At 72.9% G+C, this 20,563-nt stretch carries 12 protein-coding genes; 8 read left to right on the top strand and 4 right to left on the bottom strand.

Going from position 1 to position 20,563, the window contains the following annotated elements:
• Window positions 1-42: 42 nt before the first annotated feature.
• A complete protein-coding gene (locus AB4Y76_RS11730) occupies window positions 43-1,089 on the top strand; it encodes a CE1758 family FMN-dependent luciferase-like monooxygenase (RefSeq protein WP_441925394.1) in 1,047 nt (348 codons plus the stop codon).
• 13 nt (window positions 1,090-1,102) lie between these two features.
• Entirely contained in the window at window positions 1,103-1,735 is a 633-nt protein-coding gene (locus AB4Y76_RS11725) for a CE1759 family FMN reductase (protein ID WP_441925392.1), read from the top strand.
• A 28-nt stretch (window positions 1,736-1,763) separates the two neighbouring features.
• Here the strand turns inward: AB4Y76_RS11725 and AB4Y76_RS11720 are convergent, their stop codons facing one another.
• Together AB4Y76_RS11720 and AB4Y76_RS11715 are read right to left on the bottom strand one after the other, a co-directional pair.
• Entirely contained in the window at window positions 1,764-2,345 is a 582-nt protein-coding gene (locus AB4Y76_RS11720; RefSeq protein WP_441925390.1) for a TlpA disulfide reductase family protein, read from the bottom strand.
• Window positions 2,346-2,354: 9 nt separating this feature from the next.
• Window positions 2,355-2,795 carry a hypothetical protein gene (locus AB4Y76_RS11715; RefSeq protein WP_441925388.1) on the bottom strand — a complete coding sequence of 147 codons (441 nt, stop codon included), beginning with the start codon at window positions 2,793-2,795 and terminating at the stop codon, window positions 2,355-2,357.
• Between the two features lie 112 nt (window positions 2,796-2,907).
• Here AB4Y76_RS11715 and recC point away from each other — a divergent pair, with 112 nt between their 5' ends.
• From recC to recD, 3 genes are read left to right on the top strand one after another with little or no spacing between them, the layout of a single operon-like run.
• Window positions 2,908-6,201: an exodeoxyribonuclease V subunit gamma gene (gene recC, locus AB4Y76_RS11710; RefSeq protein WP_441925386.1), complete on the top strand. Its 3,294-nt coding sequence runs from the start codon at window positions 2,908-2,910 to the stop codon at window positions 6,199-6,201.
• The gene (locus tag AB4Y76_RS11705) at window positions 6,201-9,542 is read left to right on the top strand and encodes a UvrD-helicase domain-containing protein (protein ID WP_441925384.1); all 3,342 of its coding nucleotides are present in this window, start codon (window positions 6,201-6,203) and stop codon (window positions 9,540-9,542) included. Before recC ends, AB4Y76_RS11705 begins: the two co-directional genes overlap by 1 nt.
• Window positions 9,539-11,338: an exodeoxyribonuclease V subunit alpha gene (gene recD, locus AB4Y76_RS11700; protein ID WP_441925383.1), complete on the top strand. Its 1,800-nt coding sequence runs from the start codon at window positions 9,539-9,541 to the stop codon at window positions 11,336-11,338. The genes AB4Y76_RS11705 and recD overlap by 4 nt, the downstream gene beginning before the upstream one ends.
• On the opposite strand, the gene AB4Y76_RS11695 is transcribed toward recD, so the two are convergent.
• Window positions 11,335-12,186 carry a M15 family metallopeptidase gene (locus AB4Y76_RS11695; protein ID WP_441925381.1) on the bottom strand — a complete coding sequence of 284 codons (852 nt, stop codon included), beginning with the start codon at window positions 12,184-12,186 and terminating at the stop codon, window positions 11,335-11,337. The genes recD and AB4Y76_RS11695 overlap by 4 nt on opposite strands.
• A gap of 68 nt (window positions 12,187-12,254) precedes the next feature.
• Between AB4Y76_RS11695 and AB4Y76_RS11690 the strand changes: the two genes are divergently transcribed.
• Complete coding sequence (locus tag AB4Y76_RS11690; protein ID WP_441925379.1) at window positions 12,255-13,400, top strand: acyl-CoA dehydrogenase family protein; 1,146 nt, start codon at window positions 12,255-12,257, stop codon at window positions 13,398-13,400.
• Window positions 13,401-13,444: 44 nt separating this feature from the next.
• Here AB4Y76_RS11690 and AB4Y76_RS11685 read toward each other — a convergent pair whose 3' ends face one another.
• The gene (locus tag AB4Y76_RS11685) at window positions 13,445-14,389 is read right to left on the bottom strand and encodes a hypothetical protein (protein ID WP_441925377.1); all 945 of its coding nucleotides are present in this window, start codon (window positions 14,387-14,389) and stop codon (window positions 13,445-13,447) included.
• 50 nt (window positions 14,390-14,439) lie between these two features.
• Here AB4Y76_RS11685 and thpR point away from each other — a divergent pair, with 50 nt between their 5' ends.
• Together thpR and AB4Y76_RS11675 are read left to right on the top strand one after the other, a co-directional pair.
• The gene (thpR, locus tag AB4Y76_RS11680) at window positions 14,440-15,030 is read left to right on the top strand and encodes an RNA 2',3'-cyclic phosphodiesterase (RefSeq protein WP_441925375.1); all 591 of its coding nucleotides are present in this window, start codon (window positions 14,440-14,442) and stop codon (window positions 15,028-15,030) included.
• A 223-nt stretch (window positions 15,031-15,253) separates the two neighbouring features.
• Window positions 15,254-20,554 (top strand): beta strand repeat-containing protein, encoded by a 5,301-nt coding sequence (locus tag AB4Y76_RS11675; protein ID WP_441925373.1) that lies wholly within the window; start codon window positions 15,254-15,256, stop codon window positions 20,552-20,554.
• Window positions 20,555-20,563 lie beyond the last annotated feature (9 nt).

Genomic DNA, 20,563 nt, shown 5'->3' with positions numbered 1-20,563 from the left:
CAGGTTGTTGAGAGATCAACTACCTAGCAACGGAGGCACCTCATGGAGTACGGCATCTTCACCGTCGGCGACGTCACCACGGACCCGACCACGGGGATCACGCCGACCGAGAACGAGCGGATCAAGGCCACCGTCGCGATCGCGGTCAAGGCCGAGGAGGTCGGCCTCGACGTCTTCGCCACCGGCGAGCACCACAACCCGCCGTTCGCCGCGCCCGCCAACCCGCCGGTCCTGCTCGCGCACATCGCCGCGAAGACCGAGCGGATCAAGCTCTCCACCTCCACGACCCTGATCACCACCAACGACCCGGTCCGGATCGCGCAGGACTACGCCTACCTGCAGCACCTCGCCGACGGCCGGATGGACCTCATGCTCGGCCGCGGCAACACCGGCCCGGTCTACCCGTGGTTCGGCAAGGACATCCGCGAGGGCATCCCGCTCGCCGTCGAGAACTACGCGCTGCTGCACCGGCTGTGGCGCGAGGAGAACGTCGACTGGCAGGGCAAGTTCCGCACGCCGCTGCAGGGCTTCACCTCGACGCCGCGCCCGCTCGACGACAAGCCGCCGTTCGTCTGGCACGGATCGATCCGGAGCCCCGAGATCGCCGAGCAGGCGGCGTACTACGGCGACGGGTTCTTCTCCAACCACATCTTCTGGCCCGCCTCGCACACCGCCCGGATGGTCGCGCTCTACCGTCAGCGGTTCGAGCACTACGGCCACGGCAAGGCGGAGGACGCCATCGTCGGCCTCGGCGGCCAGGTCTACATGGCCAGGAACAGCCAGGACGCCGTCAAGGAGTTCCGCCCGTACTTCGACTCCGCCCCGGTCTACGGCCACGGGCCGTCGCTGGAGGACTTCATGGAGCAGACCCCGCTGACCGTCGGATCCCCGCAGCAGGTGGTCGAGCGGACGCTCTCCTTCAAGGAGTACGCCGGCGACTACCAGCGCCAGCTGTTCCTCGTCGACCACGCCGGGCTCCCGCTCGACAAGGTCCTGCACCAGCTCGACCTGCTCGGCGAGGTCGTCGCCGAGCTCCGCAAGCACGACAAGCCCGCGACCCCGGTCGTCGAGCCTGTCGAGACGGCCTGAGAAAGGCACTGACATGAACCGCACCATCGCCGTCGTCACCGCCGGCCTCTCCGACCCGTCGTCGACCCGGCTGCTCGCCGATCTGCTCGCCGCCGCGACCGGCACCGCGCTGACCCAGCGCGGCGAGCAGGTCCGCGTCGAGGTCGTCGAGCTCCGGCCGCTGGCGCACGCACTCACCGACCACCTGCTCACCGGGTTCGCGACCGGCGACCTGGAGGCCGCCCTCACCACGGTCGCCACCGCGGACGCCGTGATCGCGGTGACCCCGGTGTTCAGCGGGTCCTACAGCGGCCTGTTCAAGACGTTCTTCGACGTCCTCGAGCAGGGCGCCCTCGACGGGACCCCGGTGCTCGTCGCCGCGACCGCCGGGACCGCCCGGCACAGCCTGGTCCTGGAGCACGCCCTGCGACCGCTGTTCTCCTACCTGCACGCGGTCGTGGTTCCGACCGGCGTCTTCGCCGCCAGCGAGGACTGGGGCGCAGCCGGTGCCGACGGAGGTGCCGACGGGGCCCTGCGCCGCCGCGTCGACCGCGCCGCCGGCGAGCTCGCCGCGCTGGTCGCCGCACGCCCGCACACCGAGAAGCAGGACCAGTTCGACCGCGACCTCGCCGCGATGGGCGACTTCGAGGACCTGCTCAACGGCTGACCGCGCGTTGGCTGCTGAACGGCTGATTTCAGCCCTCGTCCTCGGCGACGTCGTGGACCAGCCCGACCAGGGTGCTGGCGCTCCCGATCTCGCCGAGGACGACGGCAGCCACCCGGCCCTCCGCATCGACCACCAGCGTGCTCGGCAACGCGCTCGGGAGCAGCGCACCCCGGAACGCGAGTAGCGTGCGTCCGCCCGGATCCGCGATCGACGGGTACCCGGGACGGTGCTTCTTCTCGAAGGCCCGCGCGGCGTCCGCGCTCTCGTCCCGGGTGTTGATGCCGAGGAAGACCACGCCCTCGGGCCGGAGCCGGCGCGCCGCCTCGGCCAGGTCGGGTGCCTCCCCCCGGCACGGACCGCACCAGTGCGCCCACGCGTTGACCACCACGATCGTGCCCCGGTAGTCGGCGAGGTCGACGTGATCGCCCTGGAGCGTGGTGCCGCTGACCGGCCCGGCGACCTGGCGCTCGGCCGGCGGAAGCACGGTCACCGATCCGTCGCCCGGGACGAAGCGAGTCCGGGGGTCGGTGGTCGGGCTGCCGCAGCCGGAGGTGAGCAGGGTGAGGGCGCAGAGGGTGAAGAGCAGTCGGTGCCGGGCTTGGATTGACACGCAGGCACCCTAAGCGTACGGATTGTTGTGCACGAACGAGATGTTGCAGTCGCTGGTCAGCTCGGTCCCGTCCGACGCGCACAGCGCTACGCGGAGAGAGGTGATCGCGGACGTCCGCGACAGGGTCACGTTCTCCCAGTGCTTCGAGGTGTCGCATCCCGCTGAGTTGATCCAGTTGCGACCGAAGGACTGGCCGTTGGACGACGTCAGCTCGGCGTACGCACCTTCGCCGTGGGAGTCGGCCGGGCAGTAGTCGTACACGTAGACATCGTTGAAGCGGACTGCGGTCGCCGAGACCCAGTCGGCATTCCCGATGACCCGGCCGTTCGTGTTCCTCACCTCGAAGGTGAAGTGAACTGTGTCGGTGGCGGCGCCAGCGGGCGCCGGGAGTGTGATTGCTGCCGCGGCGCTCATCGCAAGTGACGCGACGGTCAAGGTGCCGATCCTCATCTGGTCTCCTTTGGTCGTCTCAACTTCAAGACCTCGAAAAGGGACGGATGCTTACGCGCGTCGGCTGACGACCAGGAGCCGCCCTGTCGGACCGACCCCTTAGGCTCCGCACGTGGCGTTCGAGGTGCACCGGGCCGAGCGGGCCGACCTGTTGGTCGAGGGGCTCGCCGACCTGCTGCGGACTCCGCTGCCCGACCCGTTCGCGCGGGAGCTGGTGATCGTTCCGGCGCGGGGGGTCGAGCGCTGGCTCTCCCAGCGGCTCTCGCACCGGCTCGGCAACGGGCCGGGCCGCGAGGACGGGGTGTGCGCGGGGGTCGACTTCGCCTCTCCCGCCTCGCTGCTGGCCCAGGTCCTCGGCACCCGCGAGGACGACCCGTGGGCACCGGAGACGCTGATGTGGCCGCTGCTGCGCAGCATCGACGAGGCCGTCGGAGAGCCGTGGGCGGCCGTGCTCGCGGCACACCTCGGGCACGGCCTCGAGGGCGAGGAGGGCGAGCTGCGGCGTGGTCGCCGGCTCGCCGTCGCCCGCCGGCTGGCCGGCCTGTTCGCGTCGTACGCGGTCCAGCGGCCTGCGCTCCTCGCCGACTGGGAGGCCGGTGGATCCGGTCTGGGAGCCGGCGACGAGGTCCTTCCCGACGACCTCGCCTGGCAGCCGGAGCTCTGGCGCCGGACCGTCGTCGCGGTCGGCGTACCGACGCCGGGCAGCCGGCACGCCGCGGTCGTCGCCGGCCTGCGCGCCGGTTCGCTCGAGGTCGACCTGCCGCCGCGGATCTCGCTGTTCGGCCACACCCGGATCAGCAGCACCGAGGCCGAGCTGCTCGCCGCGCTCGGCGAGCACCGCGACGTCCACCTGTGGCTCCCGCACCCCTCCGACGCGCTCTGGCGCGATCTGCGCGACCGGACCGACCCGACCGGGGAAGGCCCGACCGCAGGCGGGTGGCGCAGCGACGACCGCAGCCACGCCGAGGTCACGCACCCGCTGCTCGCCTCGATGGGCCGTGACGTCCGTGAGGGCGAGGCGATCCTGCTCGCGGCAGGGGCCGCGGACGCGCACGTGCTCCCCGCGCCGGCGCGCCCGGACACCGTGCTCGGCCGGGTCCAGGCCGACATCGCCGCCGACCGGGTCCCGCAGCAGAGCGGGCTCGTCGACGACTCCGTCCAGGTGCACGCCTGTCACGGCCCGGCGCGTCAGGTCGAGGTCCTCCGCGAGGTGCTGCTCGGCCTGCTCGCCGACGACCCGACCCTGCAGCCGCGCGACGTGCTGGTGATGTGCCCGGACATCGAGGAGTACGCCCCGCTGATCAGCGGCGCCTTCGGCCTCGGCGACGCCGTCGCCGGAAGCCACCCGGGCCACCAGCTCAAGGTGATGCTCGCGGACCGGTCGCCGACGCAGACGAACCCGCTCCTCGGTGTCCTGTCCGCGCTGCTCGACCTCGCCGACGGCCGGGCGGAGGCGAGCCGGGTGCTCGACCTGCTCGCCACCGAGCACGTCCGCCGCCGGTTCGGCTTCACCGAGTCCGACCTGGAGACGATGACCGCGTGGGTCGCGTCCGCGGGGATCCGCTGGGCCTGGGACGCCTCCGGGCGCGCCCGCTACGGCCTGGAGGCGTTCCCGCAGAACACCTGGCGCTTCGGCCTGGACCGGATCCTCGCCGGGGTCGCGCTGTCCGACGACTCCGGGCTCTACCTGGGGCCGACGCTGCCGCTCGACGACGTGTCCAGCACCGACATCGGACTCGCCGGCCGGTTCGCCGAGGCGATCGACCGGCTGCAGGCGCTCACCGACCAGTTGCGCGGGACCCACGACGTCGGCCACTGGCTGGACCTCCTCGCCGACGGGATCGAGCAGGTCGCCGACGTGCCGCGCGGCGAGGAGTGGCAGCTCGCCCAGGTCCGCCGCGAGCTCGTCGTCCTCGGCCGCAGCGCCGGCGACGACCTGGCGCTCCGCCTGCCCGACGTCCGGGCGCTGCTCCACAAGCAGCTCGCCGGGCGCCCGAGCCGGGCCAGCTTCCGGACCGGCACCCTGACCGTATGCACCATGACCCCGATGCGGTCCGTGCCGCACCGGGTGGTCTGCCTGCTCGGCCTGGACGACGGGGTGTTCCCGCGCGGCGGTGCCCTCGACGGCGACGACGTGCTCGCCCGCCGGCCCCGGGTCGGGGAGCGGGACGTGCGCAGCGAGGACCGTCAGCTCTTCCTGGACGCGGTGATGGCCGCGACCGACCACCTGGTGATCACCTACACCGGCTTCAGCGAGGCCAGCGGGCAGGTCCGCCCGCCCTCGGTGCCGCTGCGCGAGTTCCTCGACGTGGCCGACGGCACCAGCGCCGACACCGTCGTCCGCGAGCACCGGTCGCAGGCGTTCCACGCCGACTACCTCGTCGCCGGGGAGAAGCCGCCGTTCTCCTTCGACCCGGACGCGGTCGCCGCGGCACGGGCCGCCCGCCCGGCTTCCGGGCAGCGGCCCGCCGAGACCCGGCTCGCCGACCTCCGGCCCGGTCCGGCCCCGGCCGGCGACGTCGACCTGGCCGACCTGGTCGCCGTCCTCTCCAACCCCGTCGCCGGGTTCCTCCGCCACCGGCTCGAGATCGAGCTGCCGCGGGAGGAGGACGAGATCCTGGACACGATGCCGGTCGAGCTGGGCGGGCTGGCCCGCTGGCAGGTCGGCGAGCGGATGCTGCGCGAGCTGAACGACGGCCGGAGCCCCGCCGACGCGATGCAGCTGGAGTGGCGGCGCGGCACGATGCCGCCGGGCCGGTTCGGCTGGCGTCGTACCGGGGAGGTGGTCGCGGCCGCCGGCCCGCTCAGCGACCTGTACGCCGCCTCCACGCAGGGCATCGAGGCGAAGGCCCGCGACCTCGACGTCCCGCTCGGCGACGGCCGGCGGCTGGTCGGCACCGTCACCGGGCTGCACGGCAACCGGCTCGTCCGGGTCGGCTTCTCGCGGCTCGGCGCCCGGCAGCGGCTGGAGGCCTGGATCAGCCTGGTCGCGCTGAGCGCGCAGGCGCCGGGCAGCTGGGTCGCACGGGTGATCGGTCGTGGAGCGCAGGGCGACGAGGTCGCGCGCGGCACCTACGGCACGGTCGCCGAACCCCTCCCGGTCCTCCAGGACCTGGTGGCGCTGCACGACGAGGCGCTCTCCCGGGTGCTCCCGTTCGGTGCCGAGACCGCCCGGCTGCACGCCCGCACCGCGGGCTCGTCGCGGCCGCGGTGGATGCTCGACCGGGACCTGCAGGACCAGTGGCGCAAGGACAGCGGCGGCATCGAGATGGTCACCGCCTGGGGGAGCAAGCCGACCTGGGCCGAGGTCACCGCCGAGCCGCCGACCGGGTCCGGGTCCGAGCACCTCCTCGGCGAGCTCGCCGTCCGGCTCTGGGCGCCCGCGCTGCAGGCGGAGGTCGAGTGATGCAGCCCTTCGACATCGCCGGCCCGCTGCCGGGCACCGGGACCACGGTCCTGGAGGCCAGCGCCGGCACCGGCAAGACCCACACCGTCGCCGCGCTCGCCACCCGGTACGTCGCCGAAGGCGTCGCCGACCTCGACCAGCTGCTCGTCATCACCTTCAGCCGGGCCGCCACCCAGGAGCTGCGCGACCGCGTCCGCAAAGCGTTCGTGGACGCGGCCGAGGCGCTGGCGGACCCCGACCACGCCCGCGCGGCGGCGGCGCACCTCGCGGTGCTGACCCGGGACGCCGACGGGGAGCCGCTGGACGACGCGGCGATCGAGGTCCGCCGCCGCCGGCTGCTGGACGCGATCGCGGACTTCGACGCCGCGACGATCGCCACCACCCACGAGTTCTGCAACGCGGTGCTCCGCTCGCTCGGCGTCGCCGGTGACTCCGACTCCGGCGAGGCGCTCCGCGAGGACATCGCGGACCTGCGCGACGAGGTCGTCGACGACCAGTACCTGGCCCGGTTCGCCGACCTCGCCACCGACCCGCCGATCGAGTACCGGGCCGCCCGCAACGCCTCCCGGCAGGCGGTCGAGAACCGGCACGCGCACCTGCGCCCGGCCGGCAGCGCCGAGCCCGCCGCCGCGGCGATGGTCGACTTCGTCGAGGCCGTGCGCGCGGAGATCGACCTGCGCAAGAAGCGGGCCCGCGTCTTCACCTTCGACGACATGCTGTCGCGGCTGCGCGACCAGGTGCGTCCGGACGGATCGGCGGCGGCCCAGCGGATGCGGGCGCGCTGGGAAGTGGTCCTGGTCGACGAGTTCCAGGACACCGACCCGGTGCAGTGGGAGGTGCTCGACCGGGCGTTCGCCGCGACCCGGCGGCTGATCCTGATCGGCGACCCGAAGCAGGCGATCTACGCCTTCCGCGGCGGCGACACCCCGACGTACCTGGAGGCGGTCCGGGACCGGCCGACCTGGACGCTGGACACCAACTGGCGCAGTGACGCCCCCGTCGTCGACGCGCTCCAGGTGCTGACCCGCAACGCCGAGCTCGGGCACGAGCGGATCCAGGTCCACGCGGTCGGCGCGGCTCCCGGGCACGCCGCCTCCTCGCTCTCGGTCGGCGGCGGGGTCCGGCTCCGGCAGGTGCGCCGCGACGGGTTCCGGCTCACCAAGTCGGGCACGATCAACATCGGCGCGGTCCGCGACCACATCGCCCGCGACCTCGCCGCGGACGTCGCCCGGCAGCTGGAGGAGGGCGTGCTCCTCGACGGCCGCCCGCTCGACCCGGGCGACATCGCGATCCTGCTGCACTCGGTGAAGGACGACGCGCCCCGGATCCGGGCCGAGCTGAGCCGGCGCGGGATCCCGTCGGTGGTGAACGCGGCGGAGTCGGTGATGACCAGCCGGGCCGCCGGGCACTGGCAGCGCCTGCTCGCCGCGATGGAGAAGCCGCAGCTGCCGGGGCGGGTCCGCGCGGCGGCGCTCACGCCGTTCTTCGCCGCGACCGCGGACGACCTGCTCACCGGCGGCGACGACCTGACCGACGAGCTCGCCGAGCGCGTCCGCAGCTGGCTGGACCTGCTCCGCTCGCGGGGCGTCGCGGCGGTGCACAGCGCTGCGCTGGCCGGCGGGATGGCCGCCCGGGCGCTCGCCACCGACGGCGGTGAGCGGCTGCTCACCGACCTCAACCACGTCGGCCAGCTGCTGCACCGCGCGGGCGTCGAGCACCGCCTCGGCGTCGCAGGGCTGGCGGTCTGGCTGCGCGAGGCGATCGCCGAGGGCAACCGCAACGACGCCCGTCGCCGGCGCCTGGACGTGGACGCCAAGGCGGTCCAGTTCGTCACCATCCACGGCGCCAAGGGCCTGGAGTACCCGGTCGTCTACCTGCCGCAGCTCTTCGACCGCCAGGTCAAGGACTGGCCGACCGTGCACGCGTACCACGAGGAGGGGCCCGACGGGATCGTCCGCTGCCTCGACGTCGCCGACACCCCGGCAGCGCGGACCGCGTCGCGCCAGGAAGAGGCCCAGGAGGAGCTGCGGCTCGCATACGTCGCCCTCACCCGGGCGCGCGCGCAGGTCACCGCGTGGTGGGCGCCGACCTACAACGCCCCGAACGGCGCCCTGACCCGGCTGCTCTTCGGCCGCGGAGCCGGGGACCCGGTGGTCGCCGACCGGGCCGCCTTCGGGGCAACCGACGACGAGGTCGACGAGGTGCTCGGCAGGTGGGCCGGGCTGGGCGCCTTCCGGCTCGAGCCGAGCACTCCGGTCGCGGGCCGGGCCGAGCTGGCCGAGCCGGTGCCCGACCTGGTCGCGCGGGTCTTCGGCCGCGAGGTCGACACGACCTGGCGGCGGACGTCGTACAGCGGGCTGATCCGGGCCGAGGAGGCCGTCGGCCCGGCCGCCCAGAGCGAGCCGGAGACCCGCGGCACCGACGACGAGGCCGAGGTGGAGGAGGAGTCCGTCGCCACCGCCGTGACCGCCGGTGAGGTGGACCCCGACCTGGTCTCGCCGATGGACGGCCTGACCGCGGGTGCGACCTTCGGCTCGCTGGTCCACGGCGTCCTCGAGCACGCCGACCCGAAGGCGCCCGACCTGCGCGCCGAGCTGCTCGCCCGGGTCGAGGAGGAGCGCCGGTGGTGGTCGGTCCCGGCAACCAGCGAGGAGCTGGCCGACGCGCTGCTGCCGATGCAGCACAGCCCGCTCGGACCGCTCGCCGACGGGCTCACGCTCGCCGAGATCGGACGCGAGGACCGGCTCTGCGAGCTCGACTTCGAGTTCCCGATGGGCGGCGGCGACGGGGCCGGATCAGGGGCGGCCCGGACGCTGGCCGCCTTCGCCACCGCGCTGCGGGAGTGCCTGCCGGCCGACGACCCCGTGCGCCCGTACGCCGACAGGCTGGACAACCCGTCGCTCGGCGAGCAGGCGCTCCGCGGCTACCTCAGCGGGTCGATCGACGTGGTCCTCCGGGTCCGCGGTGCGGCCGGTGACTCCGCGGCGGACCGGTACGTGGTCGTCGACTACAAGACCAACAGCCTCGGCGAGCCCGGTCGCCCGCTCACCGCGCTGGACTACACGCCGGCCAAGGTGACCGAGGCGATGCTGCACTCGCACTACCCGCTGCAGGCGCTGCTGTACTCGGTGGTGCTGCACCGGTTCCTGCGCTGGCGGCTCGCGGACTACGACCCGGAGCGCCACCTCGGCGGGGTCCTCTACCTCTACCTGCGCGGCATGGTCGGGCCGGCGACCCCGGTCGTCGACGGGATCCCGTGCGGGGTGTTCTCCTGGCGGCCGCCGGTGGCGCTGATCGAGCGGCTCTCGGCGATCCTCGACGGCGCCGAGGAGGAGTCATGACCGACCGCCGGGTCGCGCACCGCGCCACCGGCCTGCTCGCCGAGTTCAACCTGGCCGGGGTGCTCGAGGCGGCCGACGTGCACGTGGCGACGCGCCTCGGCGTCCTCGGCGAGGACACCGACGACGTCGTCGCCCTGGCCGTCGCGCTCGCGGTCCGGGCGGCCCGCTCCGGCGCGGTCTGCGTCGACCTCGACACCATCGCCGACCTGCCGGTGACCGAACCGGTCGCCGGGCCGGACGCCCTCGAGGTGGAGCTCGCGTGGCCCGACCCCGGCCGCTGGCGCGAGGCCGTCGCGGCGAGCCCGCTCACCGCGGCCGGGGTGCTCCGGCTGGAGGGCTCGCTGCTCTACCTCGACCGGCACTGGCGCGAGGAGCGCCAGGTCTGCGACGACCTGTTCGCCCGGCTCGCCCGCCGCGTGCCCGAGGTGGACGAGGGCGTCCTGGCCGCGGCGGTGGAGCGGCTCTTCGGCGAGGGCTGGGAGCAGCAGCGGGCCGCCGCGGTCGCCGCCGCCCGGCAGTGGACCACGGTGCTCACCGGCGGTCCCGGCACCGGCAAGACGGCGTCGGTGGCGCGCATGGTGGCTCTGATGGCCGAGCAGATCGAGCAGGACGGCGGCAGGGTGCCCCGGATCGCGTTGGCCGCGCCGACCGGCAAGGCGTCCGCCCGGCTGCAGGAGTCGGTCGCCCGCGAGGCGGTCGGGCTCGACCCGGTCGACCGCGCCCGGCTGGACGGCCTGCGGGCGGTGACCGTGCACCGGCTGCTCGGGTGGCGCCCGGACAGCGGCACCCGGTTCCGCCACCACCGCGGCAACCCGCTCCCGTACGACGTCGTCGTGGTCGACGAGGTCTCGATGGTCTCGCTGTCCCAGATGGCCCGGCTGCTCGAGGCGCTGCGGCCGACCACCCGGCTCGTCCTCGTCGGCGACCCGGACCAGCTCGCCTCGGTCGAGGCGGGCGCCGTGCTCGCCGACCTGGTGGCCGGCTTCGAGGGCCGCGCCGACTCCCCGGTCGAGCGGCTCACCGAGACCCACCGCACCAAGAACGCCGACGGCACCGCCGGCGTCGCGCTGGACGCGCTCGCGGACGCGTTGCGCCGCGGCGACGCCGACGAGGTGCTGGACCTGCTGCAGGGCGGGGCGCCGGGGCTCCGGCTAGTCGACCCGACGGACCCCGACGCGCTCGCCGCGGTCCGGTCCGAGGTCGCCGATGCGGCCGTCGCGGTGACCGGCCGGGCGCTGGCCTTCACCGATCCCGAGGACCGGGACCCGGTCACCGCGCTGCTCGACGAGCACCGGCTGCTCTGCGCGCACCGCGAAGGCCCCTTCGGGGTCGGGAGCTGGAACCGCCAGGTCGAGCAGCTCGTCGCCGACCGCACCGGCGTGAACGCGTACGACGACTGGTACCCCGGGCGCCAGGTCCTGGTGACCGCGAACGACCGCGGGCTCGGCCTGTCCAACGGCGACATCGGCGTCGTCGTCCGGATGCCCGACCACCGGCTGCGGGTGGTGATCCGCACCGGCACGGAGACCCGCCTGCTCGCGCCGACCCGGCTCAGCGGGATCGAGACCGTCTACGCGATGACCGTGCACAAGAGCCAGGGTTCCGAGGCCCGCGCGGTGACGGTCGTGCTGCCCGACGGCGCGTCCGCGCTGCTGACCCGGGAGCTCTTCTACACCGCGGTCACCCGGGCCCGGCAGCAGGTGACCGTCGTCGGCACCCCGGAGTCCGTGCGGGCCGCGATCGGGCTGCGGGTGCAGCGGGCCAGCGGGCTGGCGCGGCGGATCGCCTCGGCCTAGCGACCGTTCTGGCTGAAGTGCTGGAGGTCCTTCAGCGACCTCCAGGTCCCGCCCCAGGTCCAGCCGATGTCGGCGAACGCCTGCACCACCGGGCCGAGCGCGAAGATCATCCCGGGCCGCCGCCAGCTCCGGTCGGTGTAGGCGCCGGCGAGCTCGGGGAGGACCACATCGCCCTTGACGTAAGGGTTCTGGAACGGGTTCACGTCGACGGCGAGGCCGTAGGCGTGCTGGCTGAACGTCGTGGCGCCGCGGACCGGACGGCAGTTGAACGAGCCGGTGTCGTCGCCGTCGCCGGTCGGCGCGGCGGTCTGCTCGGCCTTGGTCGTGATCCGCATCTCCTCGATCGGGAAGCGGGAGTCGTACAGGTGCCGGAAGGCCGTGACCACGTCCTGGGCGACGCTCCGGTTCACCAGCAGCTCGCCGGTGTGCCGCTGGTCGTCGAAGCCCCAGAACGTCAGCCGGACCCAGGCGAGGTCGGTCGCCGGCACCGGGCAGCCGGGCGCCCAGGTCGAGCGGGCGATCACGTCCTCCGGCGCGGGGTCGACGACGACCGACTCGAAGCCGGTGCCCGGGAGCGGTGGCACGGTGTCGGGGAGAGTGAACCGCCGGTCGCGCAGCGCGGGCGGGGTCGGGCTGCGGACGCCGAGGCCGGCGCTGGTGGTGGGCAGCGGCCGGGTGCCGAGCCACCCGGGTGGGGACGTCCCCGGGGACGGCTCGACGCTGGGTGTCGGCGTGCTCGGCGCCGTGCTGGGCGCGCCGAGGGAGGGCAGCGTCTCGGGCGGCGTCGTCGCCGCCCCGCACCCGGTCAGGAGGAGCGTCGCCAGCAGGGCCGCCAGACAGGTGCGCACAATTCCGAGATTAGCCCTTGTGACACTGGTCCTACTCGCGAGTAGGAAGTCGTCATACGATCGGGCGCATGGAGCGCACCATCTACGAAGACGACCACGAGGCCTTCCGCGCCTCGGTGAAGGAATTCCTGGACCGCGAGGTGATCCCGCAGGTCGAGGAGTACGCCGAAGCCCACCGGATCCCGCGGGACTTCTGGCTCGCCGCCGGCAAGCAGGGTTTCCTCGGCCTGGAGATCCCCGAGGAGTTCGGCGGTTCGGAGGCCGGTGACTACCGGTTCAACGCCGTCCTCACCGAGGAGATGGCCAAGGTCAACATGGCGCTCGCCTCGTGCGTCGGCATCCACGCCGACATCGTGGCGCCGTACCTGGTGCACCTGACCAACGACGAGCAGCGCAAGCGCTGGCTCCCCGGCTACGCCAGTGGCGAGATCCTCGGCGCCATCGGCATGACCGAGCCGAGCGTCGGCTCCGACCTCGCCAACCTGAAGACCACCGCCGTCCGCGACGGCGACGACTGGGTCATCAACGGGTCCAAGACCTTCATCACCAACGGCTTCAGCGCCGACCTGGTCGTGGTCGCGGCCCGCACGGCGCCGGAGAAGAAGGCCAAGGGCATCTCGCTGTTCGGCGTCGACACCAGCAAGGAGGGCTTCTCGCTCGGCCGCAAGCTGGACAAGGTCGGCCAGCCCGAGTCGGACACCGCCGAGCTCTCCTTCACCGACGTCCGGGTCAGCAACGACGACCTGATCGGGCCGCTGGACACGGGCTTCATCTCGATGATGCAGTTCCTGCCGCAGGAGCGGTTGAACTGCGCGATCGCGAACGTCGCGCACGCCAAGCAGATCCTCGCCGAGACGGTCCAGTACGCCCACGACCGCAAGGCGTTCGGCCAGTCCATCGGCAACTTCCAGTGGAACAAGTTCCTCATCGCCGAGCAGGTCACCAAGATCGAGGTCACCGAGGCCTGGCTCGACCAGTGCGTGCTCGCGCACACGAAGGGCAAGCTGACCGCGACCGACGCCGCCAAGGCGAAGTACTGGACCTCGCAGGTGCAGAACGAGGTCATCGACCACTGCGTCCAGCTGCACGGCGGCTACGGCTACATGAACGAGTACCGGGTCGCCCGGGCCTGGCGCGACGCCCGGGTCACCAAGATCTGGGCCGGTTCCAACGAGATCATGAAGGAGCTCATCGGCCGCGACCTCGGCTTCTGAGCACCTTCCGCGAGCACACCCGCACGGCTGCTCCCCGGCTGCGATCAGCCGGTGAGCAGCCGTTCGCGTTCGGCGACCAGCCGGGTGAGCTCGTCGGCGACCGCCTGACGGCGTCCGCGCAGGCCGCGCACCAGCTCGCGCACCTTCGTCGCCGCATCGCCCACCCGGCCGCGGGCGTCCTCGATCCGGTTGAGCACCGCCCAGTCGCTGAAGATGTTGTCGAACCAGACGTCGAACGCGGTCAGCAGCGGGCTCAGGTCGACGCCCTGGACCCCTGAGGTGCCCAGGTCGTCGAGCTCGTCGCTGAACCGGCGGAGCGCGACGTTGGCGCGGGCCAGGTCCTGCCCGACGGTGTCGAGCCGGTCGTGCTTGATCAGGTCGGTGACGAGACCGCCGCCCATGAACGTGTCCCAGGCCGACCACGAGTGCGCGCTGCTCAGCATCGAGGCCGCGTCGGCGAGCGCCTGGTGCGCGGTCACGCCGGCGTCGTGCGCCTCCCGGAGCTCGCGTTCCTCCTCGGCCAGGGCGCCCCGGCGTTCGGCGAGAGCCGTGAGCAGGGCCGTGGTCCGCGGGTCGTGCTCGGCTGCCCAGGTCTCCTTCGCGTCGATCGCCGCGGCGTACGCCGCCTCGGTGTCGCCGAGCGCGAGGAGACGGTTCCGGGCGGCGGTGAGCTCGGCCAGGGCGACGGCCGCGCGGGACTCGGCCTCGCGGGCCGCGTAGGCGGCGGCGTCGCGCTCGGCGCGCTCGCGCTCCACGGCGGTGGCGTGCTGTCCGCGCAGCGCGACGAGGATCCTGGACCAGGACAGGTGCTCGAGCCGGTGCAGGTCCTTCTCGTCCTCGGCCAGCGCCTGCCGGCGTTCCGCGAGGGTCTGCTCGGCGCTGGTCAGATGGGCCTGGGCGGTGGCGATCCGGCGCTCCACGGAGGCCGCTTCCAGGCGGTCGGCCACAGCGGCCGCGATCCGGTCGTCGGGAGATTCAGTCGAGGTCACGCCCGGATATTAGGTGGGGGGCTGCGTTCGCGCCCGTATCGTCGGGGGCGATGCGCATGTTCGTGGCGGTGGTCCCGCCGGCCGGGGTGGTCGAGCACCTCGACGAGTTCTGGTCGGTACGCCGGGAGAGCGCGGCGGAGGCCGCGGCCTGGCGGTGGACGCTGCCGGAGCAGTGGCACCTGACCCTGGCGTTCCTGGCCGAGGTCCCCGACCGTGCGTACGACGACCTGGTCGAGCGGCTGGCCCGGGCCGCGGCCAAGCGGCGCCCGATGACCGCGCACCTCACCGGTGCCGGGGCGTTCCCTGATGCCGGCCGGGCGAAGGTGCTCTGGGCCGGGTGCGCGGTCGAGGACGCCGAGGAGCTGCGCCGGCTGGCGACGGGCTGCCGGGCGGCGGCCTCCCGCGCCGGGATCGACGTCGGCGGCGACCGTTTCCGCCCGCACCTGACCCTGGCGCGCTCGCGGCACCCGCAGGAGGCGACCCGGTGGCTGCGCGTCGGCGAGACGTACGCCGGCCCGGCCTGGGGTCTCGACACCGTCAGCCTGGTCGCCTCGCACCTCGGCGAGGGTCCGCGGAAGCGGCCGCACTACGAGGTGATCGAGGAATTTCGGCTCCGAGCGGTGCCGTTGAGCAAGAAATAGGCCTGTCTGGACCACTCCGGAAACCCCATAACCACAGGGCTCCCAGGTCGTGACTGCGGTCACACGCGTGCAAAGCCGCCCCGGCGGCCCCGGCCATCTGAAAAGGCCCGCGGGAGCAAATCGGATCTAACGGATTCCGTTGACGGTGGGTCTCCGGCGGCGAGAGGCTCCGCGATGCCGTCGTGGGGACGGCTGTGTCCCTTGCACCCCCGGGAGTTCAACAATGTCCAAGCGCTCATCAGGGCCGAACCGCAAGCGGTTCCGCACCGTACTCGTCGCCGGCGTGGTCGCCGGCACGCTGGGGCTCGCCGCCCCGGCCCAGGCCCTTCTGGGCATCACCCTCCCGGCGATCCCGCTGCTGAACCCGGCGCCGACCCCGATCACCATCGCGGGCGACCCGACCAGCGACACCGACACCACGCCGGACGTGAACCTCGACCTGAGCGGCGTGAACCCGACGCTCGAGGGGATCCTCGGGCTCACCAACCTCACCGGCGGTCTGACCCAGACCACCACGACGCTGACCCAGCTCCTCTCGGGGCTGAAGGACGGCGCCGCCGTCGCCGCCCCGGTCGTGCAGGCGCACGCCACCGAGGCCGCGCAGACGGCGATCGAGAACCTCCAGGCGCGCCTCCAGGCGACGGCCGCGGACGCTGCCGCGCTCGACCCGGCGGGTGCGCAGGAGGAGACCGCAGGCATCCTCACCGACCTCCAGGGCCAGGCCCTGTCCGAGGTCGCCGGCCTGCTCCCGCTCGCGCTGACCACCGGCCTCCAGGTCGCCCAGGACATCGTCACCCCGGTCTGCTCCCTGACCGCGATCCCGACCAGCCTCATCCCGGGCGTCGGCGTGGACACCACGAACCTGTACACCGCCGCGGCGCCGATCATCCAGCAGACCGACGTCGCCACGAACCAGCTCCTCCGCGACACCTACTCCCAGCTCTACGACAACACGCTGGCGTCGGTGAACAACATCCCGAACGTCGGCCCGATCGCCGGCGCGCTGCTCACCCTGCTGAAGTACAACTGGACCTCCAGCTACACCCCGCCGGGCTCGTCGACGCCGATCGTCACCACGACGAAGGCGCTGATGAACGTCCCGACGCCGATCGACGTCGACCACGACGGTCTCTTCGACCTGTGCGGCACCACCAGCTTCGCGCTGACCGGTTCCGGTACGTCGATCTCGGGCATCAAGTTCACCCAGTCGCTGACCAAGATGCCGCTGGCCAAGGCGGTCCTGCCGGTCCAGATCGGCGGCGGCCTGCTGAACGTCCTGAACTTCGGCTACGACACCCGTGAGTCGACCGTCCCGGTCGTCTACACGACCTCGGCGACGCTGGACGGCTCGAACCTCAACGTCGACAACAACTACGCCGTGCACCGCGGGACCAACCTGACCATCCCGCCGCTCGCGCTGTCCTCGCTCGACCTCGTCACCAACGACGGCGACGGGATCGACATCACCGTGCCGCCGCTGCTGAAGCCGGCCCCCAAGCCGATCGTCACCCAGGAGATCTGCATCAGCTCCTGCGCGACGCTCGCCATCCGCGACCGCTTCGAGAACGTCCCGGCCAGCACCCACGTGGACGGCCCGCTCGCCTCGGCCGGTGTGAAGGTCAACTACTCGGCGCCGTCGACGTCCGACTCCTACAGCCACACGTTCGGCGTGAGCACGCTGAGCCTCGGCACCGTCGTCGGCAAGGACCGCCCGGCCGTCGGCACGACTCCGGCCCGGACGTTCTCCGCTCCGACCGCCGCGACCTCGTGCCTCTCGATCAGCGACGGCACCTGCTCGCCGAACTCGATCGCCGGTGACAAGTACTCGACCGGCTTCACCGCCTCCACGCCGACGTCGTACGACCAGGACGTGATCCTGAGCGGCACGAACTCCGCGGACTGCTCGGCGGTCGGCTCGATCAACTCGGTGGTCCGGGTCAGCGACACCACGAAGTTCTTCGCCAGCGCCGTCAAGGGCGGCACGGGCGTCGGCTCCGGCCGGCTCGCGGTGGACACCGGCGACGACACGGTCGACGGCTGCCTCACCGGCGGCTCGACGCTGAACCTGACCGGCGCACCGGTCCTGACCCTGCCGTCCGGCTTCAAGTCGGACAACCGGGTCGCGACGTACCACATCCCGACCCTCCAGCAGCCGGTCCCGGACTCCAAGTCCGGCACCATCACCTGCCCCACGGGCCTGGTCGCCCAGGTCTCGGCGCTGATCTACCAGGCGAACCTGCAGCCGGTGATCTGCTTCCTGCCGCCGATCGCGGCGAAGCCGACCATCACCGGGCAGTTCTACGTGCAGGCCCCGCTGACGGCGAACACCGACGCCTGGCTCCCGCCGGCGCCGAACAAGCCGACCTTCACCTACCAGTGGTCCCGCTGCGACGCCGCGGGCGCCAACTGCCAGACGATCCCAGGTGCGACGGCGAGCACGTTCACGCCGCAGTACGGCAGCTACCCGGCCGAGCCGACCGACTGGCACAAGCGGTTCAAGGTCGCCGTGGTCGGCACCAACCTGGACGGCACGGCCAGCGCCACCTCCGACGTCAGCTCGCTCATCGAGCTGCCGCCGGCGCCGGTCAACGCCACTGTGCCGACGCTCAGCGCGAACCGCGCGGTCGGCACGGCGACGACCACCACCAACGGAACCTGGAACAACGGCGTCAGCTCGTACGCCTACCAGTGGCTGCGCTGCTCGGCCGACACCCTCGTGTCGATCCCGGCCTGCCAGCTGATCCCGGGTGCGACCACCAGCTCGTACACGCTGACCACGACCGACAAGGGCACCTACCTGCGGTCGCGGGTCATCGCGACGAACCTCGGCGGCCCCAGCGCCCCGGCGTACAGCGCCGCGGCGTACATCCCGAACGACCCGGTGAACAATGTCGCGCCGAAGCTGAAGAACGGCCCCGTCTCGGCCGTCGGCCAGGCCGTGCAGACCGGTGACAAGCTCGTTGCCAGCACCAGCACCGGTGACTGGAAGGACGCGAACAGCTTCACCTACCAGTGGCAGCTGTGCGACGGCGCCGGCGCGAACTGCGCCGACTTCACCAACCCGTCGGCGGCGAACAAGCAGTTCGAGTACGTCGTCCGCGACGGTGACGTGGGCTCGACCCTGCGGGTCCAGGTGACCGGTGTCGGCACCAACGGCAGCACCACGGTCACCACCGGCACCACCGGTGTGGTCACGCTCAACGACCTGATCGCCAAGACGGGTGTCCCGGTCGCCGACGGCCAGGTCAACGCCACCGCCGCCGGCTCCTCCGGTACGACGTTCCTCGGCGGTGTCTTCGACACCGTCGGTGCGCCGACCGGTGGTGCGGCCGTCGTCGCCGGTGCCAACGGCAAGACCATGACGCTCCCCTCGGGGGCGATCGGGTCGGCCAACGGCGCCGTCAACGTGGTCATCGCCGACGGCAGCAACGGCTACTACCTCGGTGGTTCCTTCACCCAGGTGCTCAACGCCGACTGCCCGCGCCTGGCGCACGTCAGGTCCGACGGCACGCTGGACAGCCGCTACTGCCTCCCCGGCTCGACCGGCACGGTGAAGGCGCTCACCCGGAACAGCGGAGGCTCCAACGCCCTCGGTGTGGGTGGCGACTTCTCCTACGACGGGCACCAGAACTTCCTGGTGCTCGACACCCCGGCGACCGGTGCGGTGACCCCGCGCTACCTGCCGAACGGCGACCCGAACGGTGCGGTGCTGGCCCTGGCCAGCAACAGCTCCAACCGGATCTTCCTCGGTGGTGAGTTCGGGAACGTCGACGGCGCCAACGCGGCCCGCCTCGCGGCGGTGACCGTCACGGCCAGCGGCACCACGATCAGCGGCATCGCCCGTGACGCGTGGGCCCAGGGCGTCTGCACCGGCACGGTCGCCGGAGCCTCGGCGACCTGCGGTGACGCAGCCGCGAAGGTCAAGGGCCTGTTCTGGAACAGCGCCAGCTCGACGCTCTTCGTGGTCGGTCGCTTCGACGTCACCTTCCGGACCACCGGTGCCCTGTCCGCGGCTCTCCGCGGGAACGGCCTGGTCGTCGCGGACGCCGGCGCCACCCCCACGCTGTACGGCTGGGACCCGAAGACCTCGGCGGGCCCGACCGGCGGCACGATCAACACGGTGGTCCCGGGACCGTTCACGCTGTCGAACATCCTCACCGGTGCCGGCGTCGTGGCGGTCTACATCGGCGGTGACTTCGACAAGGTCAACAACGTCGCGATCCCGCGGCTGGCCGAGACCGGCGTCGCGTACAACGCCTACAGCCCGACGGACGTGACGAAGTCGTTCCTGACCAACACCAACACCAACACCAACGCCGGTGCCCCGATGACGACCTGGGTGCCGAGCCCGAACGGCGTGGTCAACTCGCTGTCGTTCAACGGCTCGGCGGCGGGTCCGCTGTTCGTCGGCGGTGACTTCACCACGATCAACACCGGTGCGGCCGCCAGCCCGACCACGCTGGTCCGGCACCGCCTGGCCCGCGTGAACATGTCGGGTGCGTCGAGCACGACCCTTCCCGTGGTCGACGCCGCCTGGGACGCCAACGCCGGCCGTGAGGTCCGCTCGGTGTTCTACGACGGCAGCAAGCTGCTCGTCGGCGGTGCCTTCACCGTCGTCGGTGGCGAGAACCGGGCCAACCTCGCCGAGGTGAACCCGGCGACCAAGGCGGTCACCGGCTGGGCCCCGAACCCCGACGGCGCCGTCTCGGCCCTGGCGGTCGACGGGACCACGGTCTACGCCGCGGGTGCGTTCACCAAGATCGGGACCGGCGGCTCGACCCGCGCCGGCCTGGCCGCGGTCGACGGCTCCGGGGCGGCGACCTCCTGGAACCCGGGGGTCACCGGCTCGGTCAAGGCGATCGCCGCCAACGGCACCGTCTACCTCGGTGGCGCGTTCACCAACGTCGGCGGTCAGGCCCGGGCGAACCTCGCCGCGGTCGACGCCTCCGGCGCGGTGACCGGCTGGAACCCCGGCGCGAACGGGACCGTCAACGCGCTCGCGCTGGACGGCGGCAACGTCTACGTCGGTGGTGCCTTCACCACCGTCGGCGGGCAGCCCCGCGCCAACACGGCGGCAGTGGACGGCTCCGGCTCGGTGACCGCCTTCGACCCGGGCACGAACGGTCCGGTCAAGGCGATCGCGGTCAACATCGCCGGTGCCTACCTGGGTGGTTCCTTCACCCAGGTCGGTGGCCAGGGCCGGGCGCACCTCGCCCGGGTCGACGCCGGCACCGGAGCGCTGGACACCGGCTGGAACCCGGGGGTCGACGGCGACGTCAACGCCCTGCTCCTGTTCGGCAACTCGGTGTTCGTCGGCGGCGACTTCGCCAACGCCGGCGGCCAGCCGCGGCGCAACGCGGCCGCTCTGAAGGGCGACGACGACGCGGCCACCGCGTTCGACCCGCAGCCGAACGGCCCGGTGCGCTCGATCAGCCGGACCACCGGTGGCACGCTGGTCCTGGGCGGTCCCTTCCTGACGGTCTTCACCGGTACGTCGCCCGGCGCGGCGTACTACGGCGGCTGATCGGGAAAC

Source organism: Marmoricola sp. RAF53 (assembly GCF_052114005.1).
In the GTDB taxonomy this organism is placed as follows: domain Bacteria; phylum Actinomycetota; class Actinomycetes; order Propionibacteriales; family Nocardioidaceae; genus Marmoricola.
Note: the sequence above shows the minus strand (reverse complement) of the source record. Positions and strands in the feature narration are given on the sequence as shown.